Origin of the sequence: Streptomyces sp. NPDC058198 (assembly GCF_042882605.1) — a bacterium.
In the GTDB taxonomy this organism is placed as follows: Bacteria; Actinomycetota; Actinomycetes; order Streptomycetales; family Streptomycetaceae; genus Streptomyces.
In genome coordinates, this window is sequence record NZ_JBHVVP010000001.1 from 1 (window position 1) to 23,452 (window position 23,452).

Consider the following 23,452-nt stretch of genomic DNA (forward strand, 5'->3'; position numbering starts at 1 on the left):
CCGTCTCCTCCGGAGACATGACGCGCCGTCACTACGCGACGGAAAGTTGTAACGTCGCTCCGCGACTCAAGAGCGCTGGCTAGGTGGAGGTGGGGTGGCACTCCGGGGGTGACGTTACATCTTTCGGGAGCGCTGAGTCGGCGTCTGCGGTGCCGGCCGCGTACTGCGAGCTCGCCCTACCGGTCATCCCTGGGGGCCCAGTAGTGGCCGGTGTAGACGTGAGCCGGGTAGCCCTTGCTGGTGCGCTCCACGTGGCTCGTGTAGGTGTCTGATCCGCACTTGCACATCGTGTCGGGCTCCCGGTTTCGGCGTCTTGTGTACCTGATTATGTCACGCCGTTGTGTACCGCGCAAGTTCTGTAACGGTGACTCGTCGTTACAGTCCCTCTCTCGTAGAGGTCTAGACCTCTTGCTAATTCTAGCAATTGGAACAACGGGGTATCGGGGGTAGGCGTTGATTATGTACCTGGGTTTGCGAATGGCGTTACATTCTCACGCTGTTGCCGGGGGGGATATGTTACGTACCGGCCTTCTCTGCCGTCTAAATTCTCATCCCGGAGCGTGGCGAATTGCTAGGTCTGTCTTTCGTGCTTTCCGGTGGTGAGGTCTTTCTGCAGTGCGAGGAAGGGCGTGAGGAGGGCGCCGGGGGTGGGAATTTGCGGGCCGGCCGGTTGGAGGCGGCCGGCCCGGCCGGTCAGGCGCCGAGGCCGATGTGGGAGACGTAGGTGTAGGCGCCCCAGTCGGAGTCGAGCTCGCCGATGATGCCGTCCCAGATCTCTTCGAGCCCGGCGACGTCGCCGGCGACGAAGGCGTCGACCGCGTCATCCCAGATGTAACGGACTTGGAAGCGGCGTACGCGCAGGTTGCTGCGGCGCCGCGGTGCCTCGACGACGTCCTGGTTGATGGGGTGGATCTCCACTTCGGTGCCGTGGCCACCGCGGTTGAGGTGCTGTTTCAGGGCGCCGGGGTTGTTGAGGATGTTGGTGGCGCGCAGGTTCCAGTAGGCGGTGTCGATCGCTTCCTGGTTCTCGGGGCGGGGGTGTTGGGTGCCTCTGGTCCAGGCGCGGATGGTGGGGCGGGTGGCGGTGATGCCGGCTTCGGCCATGGCCTGGGCGCCGCCGCCGGTGGTGGTGAGGTAGTTCATGCGTGCCATGAGGCCGCGGCGGGTGCTGGCGGGGGACCTGATGCCGCCGTGGATGATCATGCGTTCCAGGGCGTCTTCGAGGGCGCGGCCGAGGGCGTATTTGCCGTGGATGTTTCCGGGGTCGCGGTTGGCCCCGTATTTTCCGAAGTTTTTCCATCCGTCGGTGGACATCAGGCGGTGGTCTTCCTCGGCAGGGTGTACTGGTCCTTGGGTTTCATTTCAACTGGGCTGCGGCCTTCAGTGAATACGGTACGCCAGTCTCCGCCGGTGACGTGGAGTTCGTCCGTGCCGCGGAGGCGGACGACGGTGAGGCCTTCTTTGTGGGCGCGGTGGGCTTTGTACCAGAGGTTGGCGAATGCCTGGGAGCGGATGATGTGCATCCACTCGGGTCGGCGGATTTCGAGGTTGGCGTTGGATTCGCCGAGGGTGGAGGTGAATTTGGAGTACATGGCCTTGACGTATTCGACGGCCACGGTTCCGTCGGCGTATCCGGCGGCTTCGCGTTCCAGGGCGGTGTGGCGGGCTTCGGTGAGGACGCGGCGGAATTTCTCCAGCAGGCCTTCGCTGGCGCCGCTGGTCCAGCTCTCGGCGATCACCGGCTGGTCGCACAGGTCGTAGCGGGCGCAGCGGATGAGGAGGCGGATGGTGGCCTCGGTGAGGACGACGGGGCCCGTCTCGCGGCGGTTGCCGATGGGGTCGGGGAGGTGGGGGTGGTGCCAGGTGGGGCGCTGGGTGAGGAGGTGGACGCCGGAGAGTTTGGGGTCGAAGCCGCCGTGGGGGTTGTGCCTGAGGGCGCCGATGGGCAGGTGGGTCTTGAAGGCGGACATGAAGGAGGCGTTGGTGTCGAGGGCGACGACGGTGACGGGGTCCAGGGCGCCGGCGTTGAGTTGGTCGGTGAGGTGGGTGTTGGTCCAGTTGTGGCGTCCTTCCCAGATTTCGTCTGAGCCGTCCTTGGTCTTTTTTCGGAGAATTTCGAGGAGTTCCGGATAGACGGTGTGGTCGTAATTCGAGCCGACGCGGGTTTCTTTGAAAAGGGCCATGGCGTCGGGCACGGCCTTTTTCACCAGGGCGGCGGTGGCGGCTTCGACGTCGCCGTCGTGCTCCTGGAGGGCCTGGTCGACCGCGCGGGTGATCTGGCCGGTGTAGTGGGAGTAGTCGCGGCCGGCGTAGGTGCCGCTGCTGGCGGTGGTGCGTGGCGGCTGGGTGTGGTGCGGCGTCGGGTCGCTGGTGGTGGCCGCAGGGTCTGGAGTGGGTTCTGGCGCGGGTGTGTGCGGGGTGCTGGTCGGCGCGCTGGTTGCGGGGGGTGCGGAGCGGCCGGGGACGGCTACGGGCGGCCAGGCGGAGGCTCCGGGCGCGGCGGGGGCCTGGGGGGTGGGCTCGGGGGCGGTCTGCTCGGGGGGTTCGGGGTCGTGGGCGTAGGGGTCGAAGTCGGTGGGGTCGGTGAGGCGGGCGTGGGCGCGGTCGGCGTGGAGGGTGAGGGTGGTCTGGAGTCCGAGGTCGCGTTCGGTGATGGCGAGTTGGACGCGGTGGTGGGGGTGGTCGGGGTCGGGGGTGAGGTGCAGGACGGTGTCGAGGCCGAGGGTGTTGATCAGGTCGGGGTGGTCGGTGTCGAGGGCGGCGAGGACCGGGAGGTGGTGGGTGCGGGCGAGGTGGGCGAGGGTCTGGGCGGCGTCGCGGAGGCGGGGGCCGGACAGGGGCAGGTGGGGGTCGTCGGCGGCCTGGAGGCGGTCGACGACGAGGAGGGCCGTGCCGGTGAGGTCGGCGATGGTCTCGGCGATGGCAGCTGCAGTGAGGTCGGTGCCGTCGTCGATGTAGAGGGGAGCGGCGGCCAGGTCGTGGTGGAGGGCGGCGACGTCGGCCTGTTCGGTGTCGGTGAGCTGGCCGGCGCGCAGGCGGCGGTAGTCGACGGTGAGGTGGGCGGCGACGATGCGGGCGGCGATGTCGGCGCGGGTGAGGCCGGAGGCGGCGTAGAGGACGGGCTGGTGGTGGTCGAGGGCGGTGGTGCGGGCTGCGGTGGTGGCGAGGAGGCTGCCGCCGGTGCCGGGGGCGGCGGCGACGAGGTAGAAGCGGCCGGGCTGGAGGCCGCCGAGGGCGTGGTCGAGGCTGGGGATGCCGGTGGACAGGCCGCGCGGGGACGCGACTGTGTCGGTGGCGGGTTCGGTGTCCGGGGTGGTGGGGGCCAGGACGGTGTCGAAGGCCTCGCCGAGGGGGGCGAGGCGGCGTGAGGCGCGTGGCGCGGCCGGGACGCCGGTGTGGGCGGGGGCAGTGTCGGTGGGCGGCACGTGGTGCAGGGCGGCGGCCGCGGGGGTGTCATCGGTGGTGTCGGGCGCGGTCTTCGGGTCGGCGGCCGGGGTGAAGGGGGCCGGGTGGGGGCGCTGTTCGGACGGGGTCGGGTCGTTCGGTTCGGCCGACGCCGGGGCGGTGTCGGCCGCGGCCGTACGGGCGGGCTGGGGCGACGGTGCTGGTTCGGCGCCGGTCGGGGCGGGACCGTCGGGCTCCGCAAGGGGCGCGGGCCCGGTAGGCGGGACGGCAGCGGTGGCCGGGGGCGCCGCGGTGGCGGGGGCGGGGGTCGTCGGCGGGTGGGGGGTGCCGGTGGGGGTGGCCGGGAGCAGCACGGCGACGGGGGTGGTGTGGCGGCGCAGGACCTGGGGGTGGCCCTGGGCGGCTTCGTGGATGAGGTCGCCGAGCTTCTTGCGGGCGTCGGCGATCCCGTGGGCGGGCGCGTGCTCGAGGTCCCAGCCCAGGGTGGTGGCGGCGTCGGGGGTGGTCAGGAGCGCGTGGTCGGTGTCTTCGCGGGTGAGGGGGGTGGGGGTGCCGTCGGCGGCGGCGCGGATCAGGTCGGGCAGCGCGGCGCGGGCCTGGTGGAGCGTGGCGGGGGTCTTGCCCGGGACGGCCTTGGTCTTGCCGGGCGGCGGGGCCGGTTCGGTTGTGGTGGTCGCAGGCTGGTCGGAGTCGGCGGCGGGCGCCGGCGTGGCGGGGGCCGGCGGCTTAGCGGCGCCGTGGGAGGGCGGGACGGCGGGCCGGCTGGGGGCCGGGGCGGTGTCGGCGGCCCGGGGGGCGGGTTGTTCTTGTGGCGCTGTGGGTGCGTCGGTGGCGGGGAGCGGTCCGGTGGCCCGGTCTGGGGCGGAGGGTGTGGTCGGGGTGGGGGGCGCGGTGGCAGGTTCCGGGCCGGTTGCGGACGGTGCGGCGGTCGCCCCGGGCTCGGGAGCGGGCGGCACGAGGGCGGCGGCGTTCGGGCCGTCGGCCGGGGTGGAGACGGGGGCGTCTTCGCCGGCCGGGTCCAGGTGGTGGTGCAGGAGCACGCACGAGCTCAGGCTCGCCAGGGCACGACGCTGAAGGACGTCGTCGAGGCGGTCGTCGCCGCCCAGGACCAGCGGGAAGTTTTCGGCCGACCACAGGTCGTACAGCATGCGCAGGGCCGCGGTGGGCAGTTCGTGGGCCTTTGGCACGATGACCAGCCGGGAGGCGCGGCGCAGTTCGGCGGCGATCAGGTCCTCGGTGGCCCGCAGCGTGCCGGGCTGTGGCACGCGCTGGTCCAGGCCGAGCTGTACGAACAGGTCGCGTACCAGGGAGGAACGGTCCTTGCCGCCCGTGTGCACGGCTGGAAGGTTCGGGAGGCTGGGAGTGCGGGTGAGGGCGGTGTGCACGGTGGTGGCGTCGGGGCCGGTGACGGTCAGGATGGCGCGGGCCCGGGCGATCTCCCGTACGTGGTCGGCCAGTTCCTCGCCGTGGACGGTGTCGGCGGGTTCTGGGGCGGTCCGCGGGTCGCCGGTGACCGCGTCGCCGGTGACCGCGGCAGGGGCTGCGGGGTCGGCGGGTGCCGGGCCGGCGGGCGGGGAGGTGTCGGGCGGTGCCGGGGTGGTGGCGGGCTCGGCGGGTGCCGGCTGTGACGGTGAGGGGAGGGGGTCCTGCTGCTCGGCCGGAGTTGTACCGCTCGGCGCGGGGGTGTCCGGGGATGTCGGCGCTACGTGGTGCCGGAGGGGCACGCGGGAGTTCAGGCTCGCCATGTCCGAACGCGACAGGAGAGTGGTGAGGTTGGTGTCGCCGATCAGGACCAGCGCGAAGTTCTCGCGCGCCCGCAGGCTGTAGAGCAGTTGGAGGGCGGAGGCGCGCAGGCCGGGGGCGGTGGTGGCGATGATGAGGCGGGGGGCTCGCTTGAGTTCGGCGACGATCAGGTCTTCGGCGTCTTTCAGGGCGTGGGGCCGTCGCTGTCGGCGGCCGAGGCCCAGCTGCGTGTAGAGGGCGCGGGCCAGGGAGGCGCGGTCTTCGCCGGCCACGGACACGGCCGGCAGGCCGGCGGCGGGCAGGTGCTGGGCGAGGGCGGTGTGGGCGGCGTCCGGGTGGGGGCTGGTGAGAACCAGGACGGTGCGGTGTTCGGTGATCTCGTGCAGGGCGCCGGCCAGCTCACCGGCCGCCAGTTCGTCGGCGGCCGACTTGTCGGCGGCCGGAAGGGGGTTGGGTGCCTCCTCGACGGCGCCGCCCTCGGGTCCGGTGGCCACGACCGTGTCGGGAGCGGCAGCGGGATCGGGGAGGAAGCCGTCGGCGGACTCCGGCGCGGCGGTGGGCTTGGCCGGGACGGCTGCGGGAGCGGCCGGGGTGGAGGCGGGGGCCGGGGCTGCCGGGGGCTGCTCGGCCGGGGCCTTCCCGCTCGCTCCGGGCGGCGCGGCCAGGGCGGGGCGCAGGTAGTCGACGACGACCTGCTGCAGCAGCGCGTAGGCCCGCCCGGCGCGGTCGCTGGTGGGGCCGCCGAACGCGGTACGGGGGGCAGTGAGCAGCACGTGCCAGTGAGGGCCGGTCGTACGCATATTCGCGGCGGCATTCAGCGCCAGGCGCAGCGGGCGGCCGGACTTCTCCGCCAGCCCCCCGCGCGGCGGGTTCACCAGGCGGTGGGCGTGCACGGACAGGTTCTGACGCAGCGCGAGCGGCACACTCCCCCACACCGGGTCGTCGGCGGGCGGCAGCAGGAGGCCCGTAGCTGCCCCGGTCTTGGCGGCGGAGGCGGAACGCGAGGAGGACACGGGCAACTCCAGCAGAAGCAGGGCGGGGTGGGGTGGGGCGGGCCGCGGGCGGCGGCCGGGGCCGGCGGAGGGCAGGCGCGCAGCGGTCGGCCACACGCCGCACAGGGGTGTAACGCCTTGAGGGTGAGTCTAGCCCTCCGGTACATAACCGGGGTGGTTTTTTGTAACGCGTGAGGGTGATGTGGGTGGAAGTGGGGCGGCGAGGGCGCGGCCGCGGTACACAGACGGGCAGGGACGCGCCCGGGAGGAGTGAGGCGGAACCCGGAGCTGCGCGTCAGGCGGGCTCGGCCAATGTTGCTCTACCACACTCCCCCTTGCGCACATTAGGTCCCAACACTCCAAAGGGTGACCTGCAGTCAACAGAAACGTTGCTCTTCGTCAGCGTGTGTGTACGGTGCGCGGGTGACGGTGCACCAGGCAGCCCACGAGCGGCTGGCCGAGGTCGGCAGCAACATCGCCGACGACTACATGACGTTGAAACTGCTGGCAGCTGGCCTGGCACGGATCCTGTGGGAGCGCCAGCGTGTCTGCGAGGGAGCTGAGCCCACGACTGGCCTGCTTCCGCTGGCCTGGCGCAGCGGCATGACCCGGTTGTGGTGGCGTGCGCTGGAGCAGGGGATCGATCCTCCGGTCAGCGACATGGTGGTATTCGCCTGGTGCCGTCGGCCGTTGGGGCACTGGCCTGTGCAGCTGGATGTCTCTGGCAGCGACGCAGAGAGCTTGTTGATCGACGGCGAAGAGTTGTCGGCGTTCGCGGACGAGGCGGCGCGGCTTGCGCCGAAGTCGGATGCCGAGGCGGAGCTTACGGAGAACCGGGCGTTCGCGAAGCTGCAGATTGCGGCGGAGATGCACGGGCGTACGGAGGAGGAGGTCCAGCAGGCCTATGTGGCGCTGCGGCTGTTCCTGATCGAGGCCCCGGTGGTATCCGACCTCGAGCTGAACAAGCTCACGGGGCGGTTCAAGGCGGTGGACCGTCACGGTCGCCTGTATGTGCGGGACTTCTTCGACGCTGCCTACCAGTACCGCAAGACCGGCGGGGTCGCTTCGTGCCGGGTCTGTAACGACTGCGGCAACCCTTTGCATGAGGGCGTTGACGTGTGTGGGACGCCCGGTTGTGCCGGGGTTCCGATCATGAGGCGGCTGAAGGTGCTGGAGGGCTACTACGTGCAGCACCGCGGAGTGCGGGTCTGCATGCACGACCCGGGTTTGGTGGAAAAGCGCCTGTTCGATGCGCTCGGGGATCTGCCCGAAGGCCGTGCGCGGCTGCACAGGTGGCCGGGCATAGATGCCTGCGACGTAGCCGTGGAGTTTCCCGATCCGGCCGCGCCGGATGATCCGGACCAGTCCGAGTGGTGGGCCGGGGACGCCAAGGACTGCACGAGCGCGACGATGCTGGGGCGCTCGTTCACATGGAACCAGCGCATGCGGGCTGGGCGTCGGTTCTTGATCCTGCCCTGGCACCGGTTCGAGCAGAAGCACTATGTCGATGACCTCAAGCGGGAGATGCAGGGCCGTAGCGACGGCGTCCGGGTCGTCTCCGAGGGTGACTTCGTCTCGAAGGCCCGCGTCCGGGCTCTTGGTGGCACACCGTGGTGAGGATGGGCTCGCAGTGGTACGAGGACCTGGTCACCGATATGCAGGAGACCGGTCTCGACGCCCGGTTGGGTGACCTGTCGCCAGCGGAGTTCTGCCAGCTCGAACTGGGACTGTTCTACCTGGACCAGCATTTGGCCGGGCAGGCGGTCGGCGCCCTGTGGACAGCGCTGAACCACTATGCAGACCTGGGCCCAGGCGGTTTGGAGGTCGCCCGGAGGGCGCGGCTTCGGATGGGAGACGCAGCGCGCGGCGGCCAGTGGCGCGAGCGGCTGAACGAATACCGCAAAGTCCCGGTCGAGCTGCGGATGTTCACCACCTCCGGCCCACCCGGGCATCGGATCCTCAGCGGCACGCTCTTCGAGCGGTATCCCTCGCCGCATCTTCCGCAGCGAGAGAGTGTCTACCAGGCTGCGCTCACCGACGCGGTTCCCTACGCCGTCGGTCCGGAACATCAACCGGTGCCGCCAGGCGCCGCGTGCTTCTTCAAACGGCGCGACGGAGCGGTCGAAAGCCTACGGATCCCGTCCTGGGTTCCGGCTGCCCCACCGGCGACCCGGCTCGCTGCGCGCGCGAGCCGGGTACGGCAACCGTTCCCCGTCACCCGGGACGATCTGGCGCAGGCCTTCAAAGAGATGGACCGGGCTCTGGAGGCGCATCCGGAGATCAGTGACCGCAACTTCGAGCGGCGCTTTCAGAGCATGACGTTCTCGCGTGTCGACGAAGCAGGTGAGCGTCTCGTCGATGGCCTGGGGGTGTTCGCCGTCGACGGGATCGCCCATACGGTCGGGCTGATGAACGCGGGCAAGAGCACCTTGCTGGACGGGCTGGGGTTTATCGGTGTCCGGCGTGGGCTACGGGTGGGATACGTGATGCCGTCGATCAGTGCCGCGCTGGCCAAGGTGCGGTTCCTGCGCGCGCTCGGGATCCGCGCGGTGCCGCTCATCGGCCGGACTACCCGCGAACGTCACGTGGAGAGCTACTGGCGCGACCAGCTGTACGACGTGGACGGCGGACAGGCCCTGCCCGGTGCGGAGCTGGATCCGGCGGCGGAGTTCACCACCTCTATGTGCCTGCTCGAGCCACTGCGTACCGGAGCCGGGCGCGGTGACGCGCCTTTGCGGGAGGAGGACTTCCCCTGCCGCGGGCGGCTGAAGCTGCCGAAGAAGCGCGAGCTGCACGACTGCCCGCTGACGCATGTGTGCCCGCAGCAGGCTGCGACGCGCGCGGTCCCCGACGCGCAGGTATGGGTGATGACATCATCTGGTCTGGTAAGCAGCCGGATGGAGGGCTCTTCCTACCAGGCGCGGCAGATCGAGGCGATCCAGCATGAGCTGGGCCTGTTGCTGGTCGACGAGGCCGACAAGGTGATGGGCGATTTCGACCAGCGGTTCCTGCTGCAAGAGCCACTCACTTTCCCCGGTGGCTGGAGCGCCCGCACGGCGATCGCCTGCCATGACAGTCTCGACGCCGCCTGGCACCAGCCTTTGACCCACCCTGATGTACGCCGCTACCAGGGCCACATGCTGCGGCACTACCAGGCGCTGGCCGGCCTGTACCCCCTGCTGGTGACGCCACCGGACAAACAGAACAAGAGGAAGAGCAAAGAAGGAGGCGGCAGGAATCAGGGTGGGGAGGACCTGCTGGCGGAGATCGCCGCAGAGGGCCCGTTCAGCGGCTTTTCGCTGCTGAGCCGACTGGCCAGATCCCTGCACGGGATCACCACCTTGAGGGAGAGGCCAGAGCAGGCAGAAGAGGAAGAGGCCGCGGACCGGTTCTTCGACGCGTTCTTCGCACCGTTGGCCCGGGATCCGTTCAAAGCACCTCCCGGTCACCTGGACCGCCTGCTGACCGCGATGACGGCCGGCTACGACACCGAGTGGTCCGCCGCAGAAGCAGCGGAGGAGTGGCTGCTTGACCACGCGCCGAAGAATGAAAAGGGGGACATCAGCGACTGGGTCGAGCAGTTGCTCCCACAGCTGGTACGGCTGCTCATGGCCGGCATCTGGGCGGCACGGATCACGACGAGCTTCTTCGGCGCCAACTCGCTGCTGCCCGCGGTACAGAAACAGATGCCGATGGAGGCAGCCGACAGCTTTTTCAAGCACCAGCCACCGCCCGACCTGCAGATGCTCGTGCCGGAGCAGGCCATGGGCAACATGCTGGCCTTGCAGTGGAAACCCAACCGGGACAACAGCAGCGGTTCGCTGGAGATCCTGTGGCTGCGCGGAGTGGGCCGCTGGCTGCTCTACCATCTGCACGACCTGCTGGGGTGCGAGGGGATCGAGGGCCCCAACGTAGTACTCACCTCCGCCACGAGCTGGATGCCCGGCTCAGCGCGCTACCACGTGGACATCGCCCCGCAGCTGATCCTGCGCGAGCCCGAAGCGTGCGCGCAGGCGCTGCGCCAGAGCCGGATGCTGTTTCGGCCGCAGTACCGCCTGGGCGATCACAAGGGCGTCTTCGTATCCGGCGCCGGTGGCCGCCAACAGCGTGAGGACGGGCTGCGCGACATCCTGGACGCGATCTGCAACCCTGCACCCGGGGCTTCCAGGTCGCTGGTCGACCAGGTGCGTGATCGGCTCGACCCCGATCGTCAGCGGCTCGCGTTCGTCACCCTCAGCGGCAAGGACGCGGCCGCGTGCGCAGTGCACATGAACCTCAAAACCCGCCTGGCGGCCCGTCACGTCACACCCGACTCCGCCGCGCCCGGCCGGTACGGGCTGGCCTACCGGCGGATCGGACGCTTCGCCGCAACCGACGCCGATGTCATGCTCGCCCCGGAGGGATCGCTGCAGCGCGGCCACAACGTCCTCAACGAGCACGGGGTGGCGGCCTTCGGCGCCTTGTTCTACCTCGCCAGGCTGCACCCGCCCGCCGACGACCTGTCGTTCCCCCTCGCTGTTCTCAACCAGTACGCGATGCAGCGGCTGCTGGACCCGGCGGACGGACTAGTCCCGGGTGCGGACCTGGCCAAGCAGGCCCGACTGCTGCGCTCCAACGCCCGCGGTCTGTGGCTGACCTTGATGGGACAGCCGCTGTTCTTCTCCCGCCTTGCCCGCCTCGACCTGCGGCGGGCGTTCGTCAGCGATCTAATGGTGCAGCTGTACCAGACGCTCGGACGCACAATCCGCGGCAACGTGCCGACCCGGATCTACCTCATCGACGCCGCGTTCGCGCCCCGGGCCGCCAATCTGCGCGAGAAAGCCGAGGACACCGACCGCACCAGCGTGCTGGTTGCCGGCCGTCAGTTGATCAACCGCCTGCTCGACGCCCCGGAGCCGGGTGCGCCATCTCAGCGGCAGCTGGAGCACGAGATCGCGAGTGCGACCTGGGGCCTGTTGGACAACCTCTTCGAGACCATGGACTGGGGCAGATGACCGAGCGACCGAAACGCCCGAGGATCTCCTTCAGCGGGATCCAGTTCCCGCTGTTCGCCGCGAAGCCGGACGGGTGGTGGCCGTACGAGCTGCACAGCGCGGCATTCCCCACCGCCCTACTCCCCCGCCTGGAGCGAGCCTGGGCCTCCAATCCCAAAGCGCGCCGCAAGGACCGCCTGCCGACGTGGGCGCTGACAGAATTGCTGCTGGAGCTGGAGCCGCAGCTGCTGGCCGTTGCCACCGACCTGCGCTCCACCACCTGGCTCCGGGCAGTGCGCCCGCTTGCCGACACCACCGTGGTGGCACTCGCGCTGGAGGCCTGGGTGTGCGGACACGTCGCCCCCCACCAGGCCGACGTCCCTTGGGGCGGGATCATCGACGAGGCGCTGCAGCTGCAGTGGAAGCCGATCCGGCCGGACCTGCTCGAACGCGGCGTGCGGCCGAACGGCACCGCCGAACCCAGCGAGGCCGCCTACAAAATGCTGGCGACCTTCCTTGCCGCCAGCTGGGTCGACGAAGGCCGAAAACTGGGCGGCCGCGACACCGACCAGGGATCCTCGTGGATCATGGGACCGGCCTCGCCCGACGGTGACCGGTCGGTGTTCCTGTGGCCGCCGACCCGCCTCTCACGTGGCGGGGAACAGGGCTACAGCACGCACTACCTGCGCTTCAACGTGGTGACACTCCCCCACGACGAACGGCTGCTGCTGCGCGTGGTCCCGCACGTCACGCGCATGGCCGCCACCCAGCCCGCCTACATCCCACGGCGCAGCCAGTACGAGCCCGCGACCGCCACCATGCTGCTGCACGCACCGAGCGGCGTGCTGCGCGGTGCCGAGCGGGACACGCTGCTGCGCGCCCCGGTCACCGTGACCGGGGCGCGGGACGACATGCGGTGGACGTGGAAGCCTGGCCTGCCGCGGATCCTGTCACGCCTCCCCAGTGCAGATTTGTTCCCTTTGCCGGACCAGGTCCGCAAAGACCCGGCCAGTTTCGCCTCCCGGCCCGAGAGCGGAGACGATCAAGCACCCAAACCTCAGGCGTTCTTGCAGCACAGCACTGGCTACAACTACTTCAAGGACGACGAGGACAACGACGACGGAGTGAGGGAGGCCGGCGGGCATCCCGTCGGGACCGGCTTCCAGCCGATCGACCACCTGACTGTCTTCGAAGCCCTGACCCCGGTCCTCGACGAACACCACCTCGTGCCGGTCACCCCGGCGGCTCAGGTGAAGCCACGCTCGCAGCGGCTGCCGGAAAAGCGCGCCCGGGTGGGCGTGGAGTATCCGATCGAGCTGTGGCACGCGACGCCGCGCACCGCCGACGCCGTCCACACCGTGCTCACCCAGGTCCTGGGCCTGGAGCACACCCCTGTCCACGATGGCGACGCGACCACCAGCCGCTACCGCGGCGAGGAGTTCAGTGTCCGGCTGCGTCTGGTCAAGCCTGGTCTGTTGCTGGCCGGCTGGCCCAGAGCCACCGACAGCGACCCGGACAAACGCCGCCAGGCCCGCCAGGCCGCCCTCCAGGAACGCGCCCGGATCTGGCAGGACGCGTTCCCTCCCGAGGACCGGCCGGTCGGCTGCCTCATCGAGCTGGAGGGCCCGGGCTACTACAAGGCCGCCCGGCTGGAGGACCCGAAGAAGCCGCTGAAGAACGCTCTGCCGCCGCGTTGCAACCGGCTCGTCCAGATCGTCAAACCCGTCAACCGTGACCCCAACCCGGACGCGAAGAGCTCCGGCCTGCACCCCTTCGAGAACACCGAGGTACGCAAGCAGGACATCGAGCGTGTCACTGCTGCGCTGTGGGACCTGCTGAGGCAGCTGGGCCGCCTCCCCGCGCTGCCGCCGCTGTCCGGCACCGCGCCACTGGAAGTCGCCGCGCTGTGGCTGGCCCACGCGGGCCCATACTTCGTTCCGATGCTGCTGCGGATGCGTACCGACGGGACCGCGACCGGTCAGCTGATCCCCAGCCAGAACCACCCCGTCGAACCGGAGATCCCCCTCGAACTGCTTCCTGCGGCTCTGGCCGAGGGGCGCGGAAAAGTGAAGCGGACCGACCAGGAAGCACTTGCCCGGTTCCTGCGCGGCGCGCTCGCCGAGGACGACACCCACGACCGGCTCTTCATCGCCCGCGCCGCAACGTTGCGGAACAAGGGACTCTGGCCCTGGCTGTCCAACCATCACATCACCCCGGACGCACTCGTGTGGCCAGGAATCTCGCTCACCGACCCTGCAGTGACGCCGGTCCCACGCACACCGGCGAGCCTGCCGGGGCTGCGTGTCGTGCGGATCAACGACACCAACGACGAGCTGCCCCACGGCTTCGGCATCGGCCCGGCCCCGGAAGCGGCCGAGCCTGCCGTCGGCACCGAGGATGCCGGCGACAGGCAGGAACAGGCGGAGCACCAGGCAGGGGGCACCCAGGACCAAAGCGCATCGAACGACGCCGGAGGCGTCACCGCCGACGGTGACGCCTCCGAGACTGAGCCGGTCACGGTGCTGCCCGAACTGCCCTACGGGTGGGGCCGGATCTCCGGTGTCGCACGCTGGAACGACCGCGGCTACCTGGCCATCAACCCCCGCCCCCACACCAGCCAGCTGCCCAAGGGCGTGAGCAAGCTGTCTGGTCCGGGCAATGACAACAAGAATGGGCAGAACCCCACCTCGCTGCACATCCACGCCTCCTTTCTCCAGGACGGCGACGATCCGGACCAACTGGCGCTGTACGTGCAGGCACTGCGCCGGTTCCACACGCATACCGACAAGGCGACCCGGCTGCCGATGATCCTGCACCTGGGCAAACTCATGGAGGAGTACATCCCCTGACAGCAAGCCCCGCAGAGGCCCGAGAACCCTTGTCGCGCGACCGGTCTCCCCGCAGATGGTGCGATGGTGCGACCGGTCTGCGCGATCAGGGTGTGCTCATCGCCATCGTGCTGCAGACGGCGCCAGGGTTCTCCAGCCGGTGACCGCAGTGACCGATGTGCTCGGCCAGCCCTGGACGGGCATGGTACGCCTCCAGGGCTGAGAGGACCGGCACCCACAAGCGGGTTTCCGCCTCGAAATGAGCACGGCGGATCAGTACGAACACCTGCCGGTTCCCCGACAGCTCCGCGAGCGCCTCAAGAACGAGATGGCGAAGGATCACGCCGCTGCGTCCTGCCGTCGAGTGAACGCCTCGCGGAGCCTGACCCCCATGGCCGTGCTGTCCTCGACCCCGAAGCGCTCGGCCAGATACTCCGCGTCCGCTCGGCACGCCAGCTATCCGGCAAAGGCAACCATGGGACATCCGCTGACAGCCGGCCTGCAGCCTCGAAGACGTCCCGGGCGCACTGACTGCCCGGGACGAGGACATGCAGCATGGGGCGGATAAGGAGGAAGGGCACGGCGGGAGGCACGCAGACCACTGATCGCGGCGGACGGCCCTCAGGTCGACACGCTGTTGCCTTCGCGCGCACGGAAACATCCTGGGAGCACTGCCCCAAGCACCAGTTACACCTCGGTGTCCGGACCTTCGCTGGCGAGGCGGCTGGACAGCTCCGCCCGTAGCTCGGGCACCGGGGCCTGAGCACCCAGCAAGCCTGTGAACTCCCCCAATCCCCAGCTGACCAGCTGCCCGCTGCGGGTGAGGTAGAAGCCGACTCGCTCGAGGCCATAGAGATCCTCAAAATCCAGCAATGCGTACCCGGCCAATTGGTACGCCGCTGCTGGCGGGAGTCGAACTGGATCTTTCAGCGCTTTGAAGTCCAGGAGCAGTCGACCGGCGATCAGGTCTGCGTCCGCACCGCCCACCGCGGGCGAGCCGGCGAAGGTAGGCCCCGAAAAGCACTCTGCGGCCTTGGTGCCGACGCGCAGCTCACGGAGGGCATCCTCCGCAAGCCGTACCTGCGCCGTGATGTCGTCAACCACGTAATCGGGAACTTGGGCGAGCAACGCGGGCAACGTCAGCTCGGCAGCCAGCTGCACAATCGCCGACCCCGGGTACAGCACGCCGGAGCGGTAGACCTCCTCGAACCACACCATCGCCACGCACAGACGGACCAGCCGCTCCTCAGCCGCGGCGGCCAGCAATATCGGCTGGTTCCGGTCATCGGGCCGCTCCTGGTTGAGCAGAAGGCGAAGTTCACGCTCCAGGTCACGGCCTGTTGCCAGAATCGCCTCAGCGACGTCGGAACGCCGCATACTCGCGCACCAGGCGGCCGCGCTCGCAAGACCTTCGCGAACCGCACCATCGATCATCTGATGGCAGGTGAAGGCGTAGCGGAGTCGGTGGTCGATCGCCGCGCCGAGCGTGCCCCATGCCGGCCGCACTCCAGGCGGTGGCACCGGCAAGGACACTGGCCGCTGCACGGCGCGGGCTGCGGCGCGGTAGGTGTCCATCGCCGCACGCGGACGTGGCAGGTGCAACACGGTGAATCGGGTGAACGGGCTGTCGGGCGAATCAATCTGGGATGTCAAGGACAATCCATCGTTCCTCTCTCCAGGCGCGGACCGGCGGTAGGACTGCCATACGTATCAATCCCATCGTCTCGGTCCTACAGGGCAGATGCGGCAGCTTTGCCAAATCAGGGCTTCCGCCACGCGTCGCAGCGATGCCGCGCACCTTCGCTCACGGCTCCCCGATCACTCCTGCGCGTCGGCTCCCCGTGGGGTGGACGGTGACCGGCCAAGGCGTGCGGCTGCACGTCGGCACGGCAGCAGAAGTCCTTTACCGCACAGCCGTGATCGAGCCACAGGCAGCGTTGAGCGCGTGGCTGCACTTCACGAAGAACCACTGGGGAGTCCGCCCCGGTGAACGACTCGACGTGTTCTTAAAACGTCTTGTTGGCTGACAGGTGCGCCAGCTGCTGGCGGGCCCGGCACCCGCACCGATGCGCGCCAGCGCCTTCCGGCTAGGGTGGCGGCCTCGCCCGGCCCCAGGACTGCCGGGCAGTGCCCCTCGCGGTGGGCGGTGCAGGAGCCGCTGCGTATTGCGGCTGGGCATGGCCTGTGATCAACGGTCTGGGCTGCAGTCCGAGCAGACGTTGTCGTCGTTGAACTCGAAGTGCACGTCGTTCGGCTGCAGATGATTGAATCTGCAGGCGGTACACAGGCCCCGCCGCAGTTTCCACAGCCGACATAGCGTCCACCGTCGCACTCGTAACGTCGCTTCTCGATCCAAGGGGCCTCACACGCCATGGTGATTCTCTCTTCGTCGAGATCGTCTTCTCCCGCCCCAGGCCAACGAGCGCACCCATAAGGTGGTCGCACGGTCGGGGCCTGCGGGCACGCCGCCGCTGAGCATCTTGCCCCGTGACCTGGGGGACGGATCCCGTTGGGAGCTGGGCGCCGAGGTTCTGCAGTGGGCTGCCTGGACCCCGTCCTGAGCAGGCCAGACACCACCGCGTCGCCCCGGCACGCAGTCTGTGCACGTGCGGCGCACATGAACACACCGGTAAGAGACGGCAGGACGAGGAGCAGCTGATGAGCGAGCGGACTATCCGCCTTGATGCTGATCCGCGCGACTGGCGCAGCCGGAAGATCCGTGTCCGGCCGCACCGCTGGTACGCCGCAGTCGAACTCGATCGCGACGGGTACGTCGACGCCGCGTCTTCAAGAGGCCATACGGCCGAGCTGCCGAACCGCTACACCGAAGCCGTCGACAAGGTCCAGGCTGCGGCCGTCGACCGTCTCTGGTACGACGGGTACCCGGGCGACTTCGCCTGGAGCAGCGGTTCTCGCTGGGTCACCTTGCCCGTTCCGTACGCGGAGGTCGAAGCTGCGGTCGAAGCCCTGCGTGTGGCTGAGCTTGACCACGACTACAGCGGGCTTGCAGAGCTGGCCGGCCGGCTGGCGCTGCCCGTGGATGACTGGCTGGCTCCCGGTGAGCGGGAGTTGGTGCGGGGCGTGGACTTCCATTCGTCTCCTGCCGTGTTCCTGCGATTCCTGCGCGGCAAGGCCCGGAAAAGCGGGCTGCGTCTCAACGGGCGGGCGACGGCCGGGAGCGTGTGGGTGCGCCCGATGCTGCCGCTGGCACAGAAGCATCTGCGGGAGATGTTTCCCGAGCAGTACCCCGGTTGGGTGAACCGGTGGAGCGATCATGTCGAACCGAATGGCACGTCCTACCGGCCCTGGGTGGGCGGCCGGGAGCAGGACCTCAGCCATCGCGCCACGCCAGTTCAATTCCGAACCGTGAAGCCTTCCGTGGGCAGTGACTGCCGGTGTGGGATGAGCTTGAAGGAGGACTGGAACAGCGGCGAGCACGCCTCCCACCACGCACAGTGGGCCTTCGGAGTGCGGGTACCGAAGAACCTCGACTGGCTGGGTGACCTGGCGGTGGTGACGACACAGTCCTCCATCGCGTGGCGCAGGCTCGTCTACAAGGTGGCGAAGATGCCGCAGAGGGAGAACCACTACGACTTCCGGTCCTGGTCCCACCTCGGCGAGCCCGAAGAGACCGAGGACAATGTACGGGCGTACCTGCTGAAGGCGAACGGGCACGTCATCGGCTACCTCGCGGCCCATGACACCGACCACCACCGGCCGTGGGATCTTGTCGACGAGTCGCAGTTCGGCGAGGCGGATGACACCCTGAGGCCTCAAATCGGCCTGATCTGGGTGGCCGACGCCTACCGGCGCCAGGGAGCGGGCGCCACGCTCGTCCAGGCGCTCGCCGACGACTTCGGCTCCCCCATCGCCGATGTGTCTTGGTCCACCCCGGTCAGCCGATCAGGCCGGCAGCTCGCACGCCGACTCTCACCCGACGGTGTCTGGGTGAGCTGAACCAGCTTGACCGTCGCCGTGGCGCGCAAGAGGCATCGACATGGGCCCCGCGGATGCGGCGATCGAAGCACCTCACCATCACATACTCGTCGACAGCCCCCGCGCCTGGGTGCGTCGTTGCCACCGCTGATGCCGCGTGGGTAGTCTTCCGATAGCCATGCGGATCCCGGGCTGAAGCGCCGGGTCTGACAGCAACTCACCTCTGACCCATGCGGACGAGCCGGTAGCTCGTGCGACACGTCGGTTGGCGGGGTTCCCTCGTTCTTCTGCGGTTCCCGGCGCGTTTTCGTGCCGGGAACCGCTTCTGAGATGTGATGTGAGATAGAAAAATGATTCATTCGTTCATCGCGCACACGAGCCCCGGACGAAGCAGGGTGTTCGCCCTTGTGAGGCGGCCTGGGGACGAACTGGAGGCGGTGACCACACTGGGAGCCATCGATCTCCACCTGACCAGGGAACTGGTCAGTGCGCTCAACTCCTTCCTGGCTGACCGCGACGAAAGCGCCCTCGGAAAGGTGCTGGACCGGATCCCCAAGCCCGTGCGCATGGCCGCGCAGCAGTACCTCAAAGACAAGTGCCCGCCGATGCTTGGGGCTTTCACCGGGTACGGGCCAGTCGAGGTCGTTCGTGAGACTGTCATCTTCGGTGGGATCGACGAGGAACTCAAGGAGTACCTCGAAGGGGCTTACACGATCGGACTCGGCATCCGCATGTCGAACGAGCGCGGACGTAATGGCGGCGTCGGGTGGGTCATCCGGCTGCTCAGTGACGAGGTTTCCGTTCCAGCCAACGGCGAGCTTCGCACCTGGGCTGTCCCCGCAGGGGCGAAGCTCCTGCACACATGGACGAGTAAGCAGCGGGCCAGCGGTGCCGGTCCTATTCTCGGCGCGCTCCAGGTGGCGGCGGATGCAACGGATCAGGGCAGGTGGGTGAGGATCCACACCCTGCTGCACAGCCGCTACGACGTCGACTTCGAAGGCAGCGGGACCTCGGAGTTCGTCGTAGACGTCTTCGACGCCCCGATCCCGCTTGAACGGCGGGGCGAGTAGGCGGCGGGCCGCGACGTTGACCCCGGAGCGGGTGGAGGAGCTGTCCAAGGTCGGGATGCGGTGGACGTAGCCGTACGGGGCAGCGGGGCCCACCGTACTTCTGACCGGCCCCGCTGCGGTCGTCACGTGCCAGCTTCCTCTGACGACGCGTCTGCAGGCTGCTCGTCACCGGGTTCGGTAGGGGGCATAGGAACGAGTCGGTCTGTGTCAGATAGCTCCAGCGACCGATGAATGCCCTCGATGGGAGGGGAGTCGTTATCGGTGACGATGATCTGCAGACGGTCAACGTGTTCGGTGGCAGTGCGCAGGAGACTCGCGTACATCTTGCGCAGACGTTCAAGGTCGACGCCTTCGTGGCCGACGTTGCTGCTGATGCCGTCAATGATCAGGAGATTGGGCAAGGGGATGTCGGGGTCGTTGAGTGCCACGTGTTGGTGCGCAAGGACGTGGGCGACGTTGACCAGTACCTCGACGCCTTGCGACTGCAGGTCAGAGAACGGGCGGCCGTCCACGACAGGCAGGTACGTCTTCTTGTTGATGTAGGAGCCTGGCTGATCGTCGAAGCGGGGTGCGTCGAAGCTACGGAGGGCGGCTTCGAAAGCACCGTCGAGTTTCCGCAGGCGTACGCTGACGGCCTGGTTGCTGTGGCGGGTGGCGTCGATTTTGCTGTTGAGGTCTTCTTGCTCGCGTTCCAGTTCCGCAACCCGTTCGGCCTGTCCTGCTAGCCGGTCGTGGAGGGCCAGGCCGTCGTCTAGACGGGCGAGGTGCTCCTCGAGTCGGGCCTGCTGGGCGGCGACGTTTCGGATGCGGTCTGCCTGATCGGTGATGTAGGTGGAAGTCGCTCGGTCCAGTTGGGCACCGAGGTCTGTCCGGTGCTGGGTCTGGGTAGCCAGGGCTGTCTGGAGTTGAGCGAGGCGGTGGGTGCTCCGGGCGATAAGTTCTTCGGTCTCTGTGACCTGCTCGATGACCCGGTCTTGTTCCGCGGCCAGGGAGGACGGCGCCGGCAGGTGGGGTGGGGCCTGGAGACAGAGACGGCAGGAGTGCTCGTCTCCCCTGTCTGCTACACCGGCTCCGCAGCGGGGGCAGGTGTGGAACTCGAAGTCGTTGAGAAGTCGCTCGGCGACCAGGGCGCGGGTGAGTCGACGGCTCTGGGCGATGAGTTGTCCATGCAGTTCACGGAGGTTGGTGACGGAGACGGCTTCGGCCTCGGTCGCACCGGCGATCCGGGCGATCTCTGCTTCCGTCTCGGCGATCCGCTCGCGGAGCGTGACGGTGGTCGGCCCTGTGAGGTTGATGTTACCGGTGAGGCGGACATCGGCTTGGCGAGCGTGGGTGAGCTCCCGCTCGGTTTCCTGGCGCTCGACTTCCAGCTGGGCGCGGGAGACGAAGGCAGTGCTCAGGAGAATCCGTTCCAGGGTGTTCGCATCTGCGGTGAGGGCTGCCAGCTCTGTGGTGACTTCGCGCAGGCGGTCGCGTAGTCCAGCTGCCTCGGGGTCGTAGAGGCCGTAGAGAATCTCGAAGACGTACTTGCGCTTGATGTTCTTGGAGTAGTTGTCGGGGGTCCCGAAGACGGAGGAGTCGATCTCCTTCTGCCTGAGGACGCAGTACATGAGGTAGTCACTGATGGTGACAGGAACAAGGGGGCTCCTGTCATCGTTGGGAGCGCGCGGGACGCTAAGGCGGGGCAGCCTCAGTACGTTGCGCCACCAGTCACGGAAGGTCTCGTCATACCCGGCTTGGAGCTGGCTGGCGGGCAGCCGCCAGACTTCCCTGCGGCCGCCGACTTCGGCGATCTCGACCATGGCGTTCGGGGTGGTGACCAGGGGGCGGACGATGCGGAATCGGCGATCTCCGACCAGTACGGTGCCGGCGATCGTCCGTCCCCGAAGTTCGGGGACGACACTCACGTCGGCACCCAGGAGGGCCCGGAGGCAGCTGACGGTGGCGGTTTTGCCGCCGCTCATGGAACCGACGATCGCGTTCATGCCGGGTTCGAAGCGGATCGTGCGGCTGGTGCCGACCAGGGTGATCTCTTCGATGCGCAGTCTCATAGGTGGGTCCCCCAGTCCGCCTCGACGATGTCGGGGAACGTCTCGTAGATCAGGTTCTTCAAGGTGGTGCCGGTTAGGTTGAAGTACCGGCGCAACAGCACTGCACGGTCCCGAACCGGACGCCAGCTCTCGCTTTCAGCGAGAGCACGCGCCACTTCCCGCCCGGCGGGGGTAGTGCAGTAGGTCGCGATGGCGTCCTCGTGTTTGGGCTCGATGAGGCCCTTGCCCGTGAGGGCGCCGAGCAACGCGTAGTAGGCGGGATCCCACGGCCCGTACTTGTACCGGATCATGCTCTGCTCAATCGTTCCCGTCAGCCACGGGTCCTCGCCGGCGTCGACATCGGGCCGTCGAACAGCCATGAGCCTGTTGAAGTGGTCCGGGTAGCGGAGCAGGAAGTCGAGCTTGGCCAGCTTCATGCGGCCTTCGATGCCCTTGCTCGCCTTGGTTGCAGAGAAGACGTCGATAAGGAGCAGCAGACGGGCTTGGGCATCCGCAGAAGGCAGTCGCGAGGGCGGCACAGCGGTAGTGGGCGCGGTAGCGCTAAGAGGCATCTCGGTCGCTCCCCCAGTCGAACCTGCATTCGTCCGAGATCGCGCACGCCCTGCCCATCAGAAGCACGCCATCCTGGGCGTAGAGGGGATGGCGGTCGTACGTGCCGGGGCTGACCTCGAGTGTGCGCTGCAGCTCGTCGAAGATGGCGTCAGCGGGCTGGCTCTGTCCCTTGTGCGACCGGCCGGTGCGGCGGGCCAGTAGCAGCAGGCGCTGATCGAGGTCTGTCTCGATGGCTTGGTCGCCAGGCCAGGATCCCAGGGCCAGCTCTCTGAACCGGTGGCGCTCAGCGTGGGCGCGCAGCATCTGCGCCTCCTCGATGACCTCCCTGGAGGCAGCTCCCATACGGAGCTTGCGAACAAGCGCGGTCTCAGGACCGTGCAGTTGCTGGGAAAGATCTTCCAGCAGAACATGGTCGGGACGAGTCAGGCGCTGGCGTACGTCGGCAATCGTCGCCGCGGTGATGCGTTTGCTCAGCACTGCGGCGGGCGGGCTGTCGAGGGCTAGCAGCTCTGTCCACCGGGCGACGGGAAGTCCTTGGGTGGCATCGCGAGTACGCCGGAGCAACTCCGTGTAGAGGGCGTCGATCATCGCCATGGTGAGACCTGGGCCGAGATCGGCCAGGACCCGGGTGTTGCGGAGCTCGATGTCGTCGCGTCGTGGCAGAGGCCTTATACGCACCAGGGGCAGGAAGTCGGTGAGTGCGGCTTCTTTGACTTTCAGGTGTGCCGCGACCCGTTTCCGGCACGCGTCGTTGTCTTCTCCTTCCCCCTTGGACAGGGCCACGACCGCGGCGTCGGCTGGGTCGAGATGGCCCTCGATGCCGGCCGTCAGCTGATAGGTCAGGCCGGTACCTGCCACGGCTTCGTGCGTGCGCCAGAGGCTCTTGAGGGGCTTCTTAGCGATCACGTCCGTTAGCGTCCAGGGCTCCACAGCATCCCTGGTTTTGATCTGCTGAAAATCCCAGAACGAACCGCCATCGGTACACCGGGGGTCGCCGCCGCGGGCCACGACTATGTCCTCGATGTGCTCGCAGGTCACGTGGATGACCGATCCGCCCGCCAGCATCTCCAGGACCGCTTGCACGGCGATGTGTACCTGGTACTCGTACCGTCGCAACGTGACTGCCCCTGAGTCATCCGGTGCTTCGGTTTCAATCGGATCGGTCATCCGCCCCCCATGTCGTTACTCCCCGACCACGCAGCGTAGGGGGTCTGTGATCTCCAGTCGACAGGCCGGGAGATCCACTCCATGTGTCCAGTCTCAGGCGCTCCCGACAGGGGCTCACCCAGGGCCGCTTCGGGCTTGCCCACACTGCCGGGGGTCGGGTCAGGTGCGCAGGCGCGAGAGCCAGCGGCCGGCCTTCTGCTCGGGCACGGCCCGGTCCTGCTCCTGGCGCTCGTTGTCGACCTGGGCCTGCCGTGCGGCGGCCTGGGCCTGGTGCTTGCAGCCGGACATCGTGGACGTGGTAGACGGCGCGCCGGGGCCGGTGCAGGCGAAGCAGGTCGTGCCCAGGATCGGCCTGCCGGCCCTGCAGGGCGACAACTATCTGGGGCTGTTGCCGGACGAGGCCCGGACGATCACGGTGCCTGGCCCGCCGAGGCGCTTGCTTCGGGCCGGCCGCGGCTGTCGCTCGATCGATACAGCGTGCCCGCCGTCTCGGTGAAATGCCTGATCCACGACTGCCGTGGCACGGACTCCTGTGTCTCCGACTCCCATACTCCCGCAGGTTTACGTACCCGTATTGAAAATTAATTTCGCTCAATCTGTCAGCTCCTGACGTCGGTTGGTCGAAAACTTTCGGTTCCTCGTCTTGCTCATGGCCTTCCGTGTCCCTACGTTGAGTGGCGTTCGCACCACGCGCCGGGACGTAGGGACACGGACCGGACCGAGCCGATTGCGAGG

The 23,452-nt window shown here is 68.4% G+C and carries 13 protein-coding genes; 5 read left to right on the plus strand and 8 right to left on the minus strand.

The genetic code is table 11. The features are described 5' to 3' along the window. Positions 1 to 693: 693 nt before the first annotated feature. Both ACFVWW_RS00005 and ACFVWW_RS00010 read right to left on the minus strand, forming a co-directional pair. Positions 694 to 1,314 (minus strand): hypothetical protein, encoded by a 621-nt coding sequence (locus ACFVWW_RS00005; RefSeq protein ID WP_386879262.1) that lies wholly within the window; start codon positions 1,312 to 1,314, stop codon positions 694 to 696. After that, positions 1,314 to 6,161 carry a type II toxin-antitoxin system prevent-host-death family antitoxin gene (locus tag ACFVWW_RS00010; RefSeq protein WP_389678998.1) on the minus strand — a complete coding sequence of 1,616 codons (4,848 nt, stop codon included), beginning with the start codon at positions 6,159 to 6,161 and terminating at the stop codon, positions 1,314 to 1,316. The genes ACFVWW_RS00005 and ACFVWW_RS00010 overlap by 1 nt, the downstream gene beginning before the upstream one ends. Before the next feature lie 402 nt (positions 6,162 to 6,563). Between ACFVWW_RS00010 and ACFVWW_RS00015 the strand changes: the two genes are divergently transcribed. Genes ACFVWW_RS00015 through ACFVWW_RS00025 form a run of 3 tightly spaced genes read left to right on the plus strand, consistent with a single transcriptional unit; the run spans position 6,564 to position 13,962 of the window. Continuing rightward, on the plus strand, positions 6,564 to 7,757 hold the full coding sequence (locus ACFVWW_RS00015) for a hypothetical protein (protein ID WP_386879264.1): 1,194 nt from the start codon (positions 6,564 to 6,566) through the stop codon (positions 7,755 to 7,757). 2 nt (positions 7,758 to 7,759) lie between these two features. Beyond that, on the plus strand, positions 7,760 to 11,134 hold the full coding sequence (locus ACFVWW_RS00020) for a hypothetical protein (protein WP_386879265.1): 3,375 nt from the start codon (positions 7,760 to 7,762) through the stop codon (positions 11,132 to 11,134). Then, positions 11,131 to 13,962 carry a pPIWI_RE module domain-containing protein gene (locus ACFVWW_RS00025; protein ID WP_386879266.1) on the plus strand — a complete coding sequence of 944 codons (2,832 nt, stop codon included), beginning with the start codon at positions 11,131 to 11,133 and terminating at the stop codon, positions 13,960 to 13,962. The genes ACFVWW_RS00020 and ACFVWW_RS00025 overlap by 4 nt, the downstream gene beginning before the upstream one ends. Positions 13,963 to 14,047: 85 nt before the next feature. On the opposite strand, the gene ACFVWW_RS00030 is transcribed toward ACFVWW_RS00025, so the two are convergent. Both ACFVWW_RS00030 and ACFVWW_RS00035 read right to left on the minus strand, forming a co-directional pair. Then, positions 14,048 to 14,284, minus strand: coding sequence for a hypothetical protein (locus ACFVWW_RS00030; RefSeq protein ID WP_386879267.1), 237 nt, complete (start codon positions 14,282 to 14,284; stop codon positions 14,048 to 14,050). Positions 14,285 to 14,628: 344 nt separating this feature from the next. Next, entirely contained in the window at positions 14,629 to 15,594 is a 966-nt protein-coding gene (locus ACFVWW_RS00035; protein WP_386879268.1) for a hypothetical protein, read from the minus strand. A gap of 1,005 nt (positions 15,595 to 16,599) precedes the next feature. Between ACFVWW_RS00035 and ACFVWW_RS00040 the strand changes: the two genes are divergently transcribed. Together ACFVWW_RS00040 and ACFVWW_RS00045 are read left to right on the plus strand one after the other, a co-directional pair. After that, a complete protein-coding gene (locus ACFVWW_RS00040) occupies positions 16,600 to 17,898 on the plus strand; it encodes a GNAT family N-acetyltransferase (protein WP_386879269.1) in 1,299 nt (432 codons plus the stop codon). A 329-nt stretch (positions 17,899 to 18,227) separates the two neighbouring features. Next, positions 18,228 to 18,947 carry a hypothetical protein gene (locus ACFVWW_RS00045; protein WP_386879270.1) on the plus strand — a complete coding sequence of 240 codons (720 nt, stop codon included), beginning with the start codon at positions 18,228 to 18,230 and terminating at the stop codon, positions 18,945 to 18,947. Between the two features lie 122 nt (positions 18,948 to 19,069). Here ACFVWW_RS00045 and ACFVWW_RS00050 read toward each other — a convergent pair whose 3' ends face one another. The 4 genes from ACFVWW_RS00050 to ACFVWW_RS00065 all read right to left on the minus strand — a co-directional run bounded on the left by ACFVWW_RS00050 (position 19,070) and on the right by ACFVWW_RS00065 (position 23,005). After that, the gene (locus tag ACFVWW_RS00050; RefSeq protein ID WP_386879271.1) at positions 19,070 to 20,998 is read right to left on the minus strand and encodes a hypothetical protein; all 1,929 of its coding nucleotides are present in this window, start codon (positions 20,996 to 20,998) and stop codon (positions 19,070 to 19,072) included. Next, positions 20,995 to 21,414 (minus strand): hypothetical protein, encoded by a 420-nt coding sequence (locus tag ACFVWW_RS00055; protein WP_386879272.1) that lies wholly within the window; start codon positions 21,412 to 21,414, stop codon positions 20,995 to 20,997. The genes ACFVWW_RS00050 and ACFVWW_RS00055 overlap by 4 nt, the downstream gene beginning before the upstream one ends. A 124-nt stretch (positions 21,415 to 21,538) precedes the next feature. Next, positions 21,539 to 22,717 (minus strand): dsDNA nuclease domain-containing protein, encoded by a 1,179-nt coding sequence (locus tag ACFVWW_RS00060; RefSeq protein WP_386879273.1) that lies wholly within the window; start codon positions 22,715 to 22,717, stop codon positions 21,539 to 21,541. Positions 22,718 to 22,876: 159 nt separating this feature from the next. After that, positions 22,877 to 23,005 (minus strand): hypothetical protein, encoded by a 129-nt coding sequence (locus ACFVWW_RS00065; RefSeq protein ID WP_386879274.1) that lies wholly within the window; start codon positions 23,003 to 23,005, stop codon positions 22,877 to 22,879. Between the last annotated feature and the right edge of the window lie 447 nt (positions 23,006 to 23,452).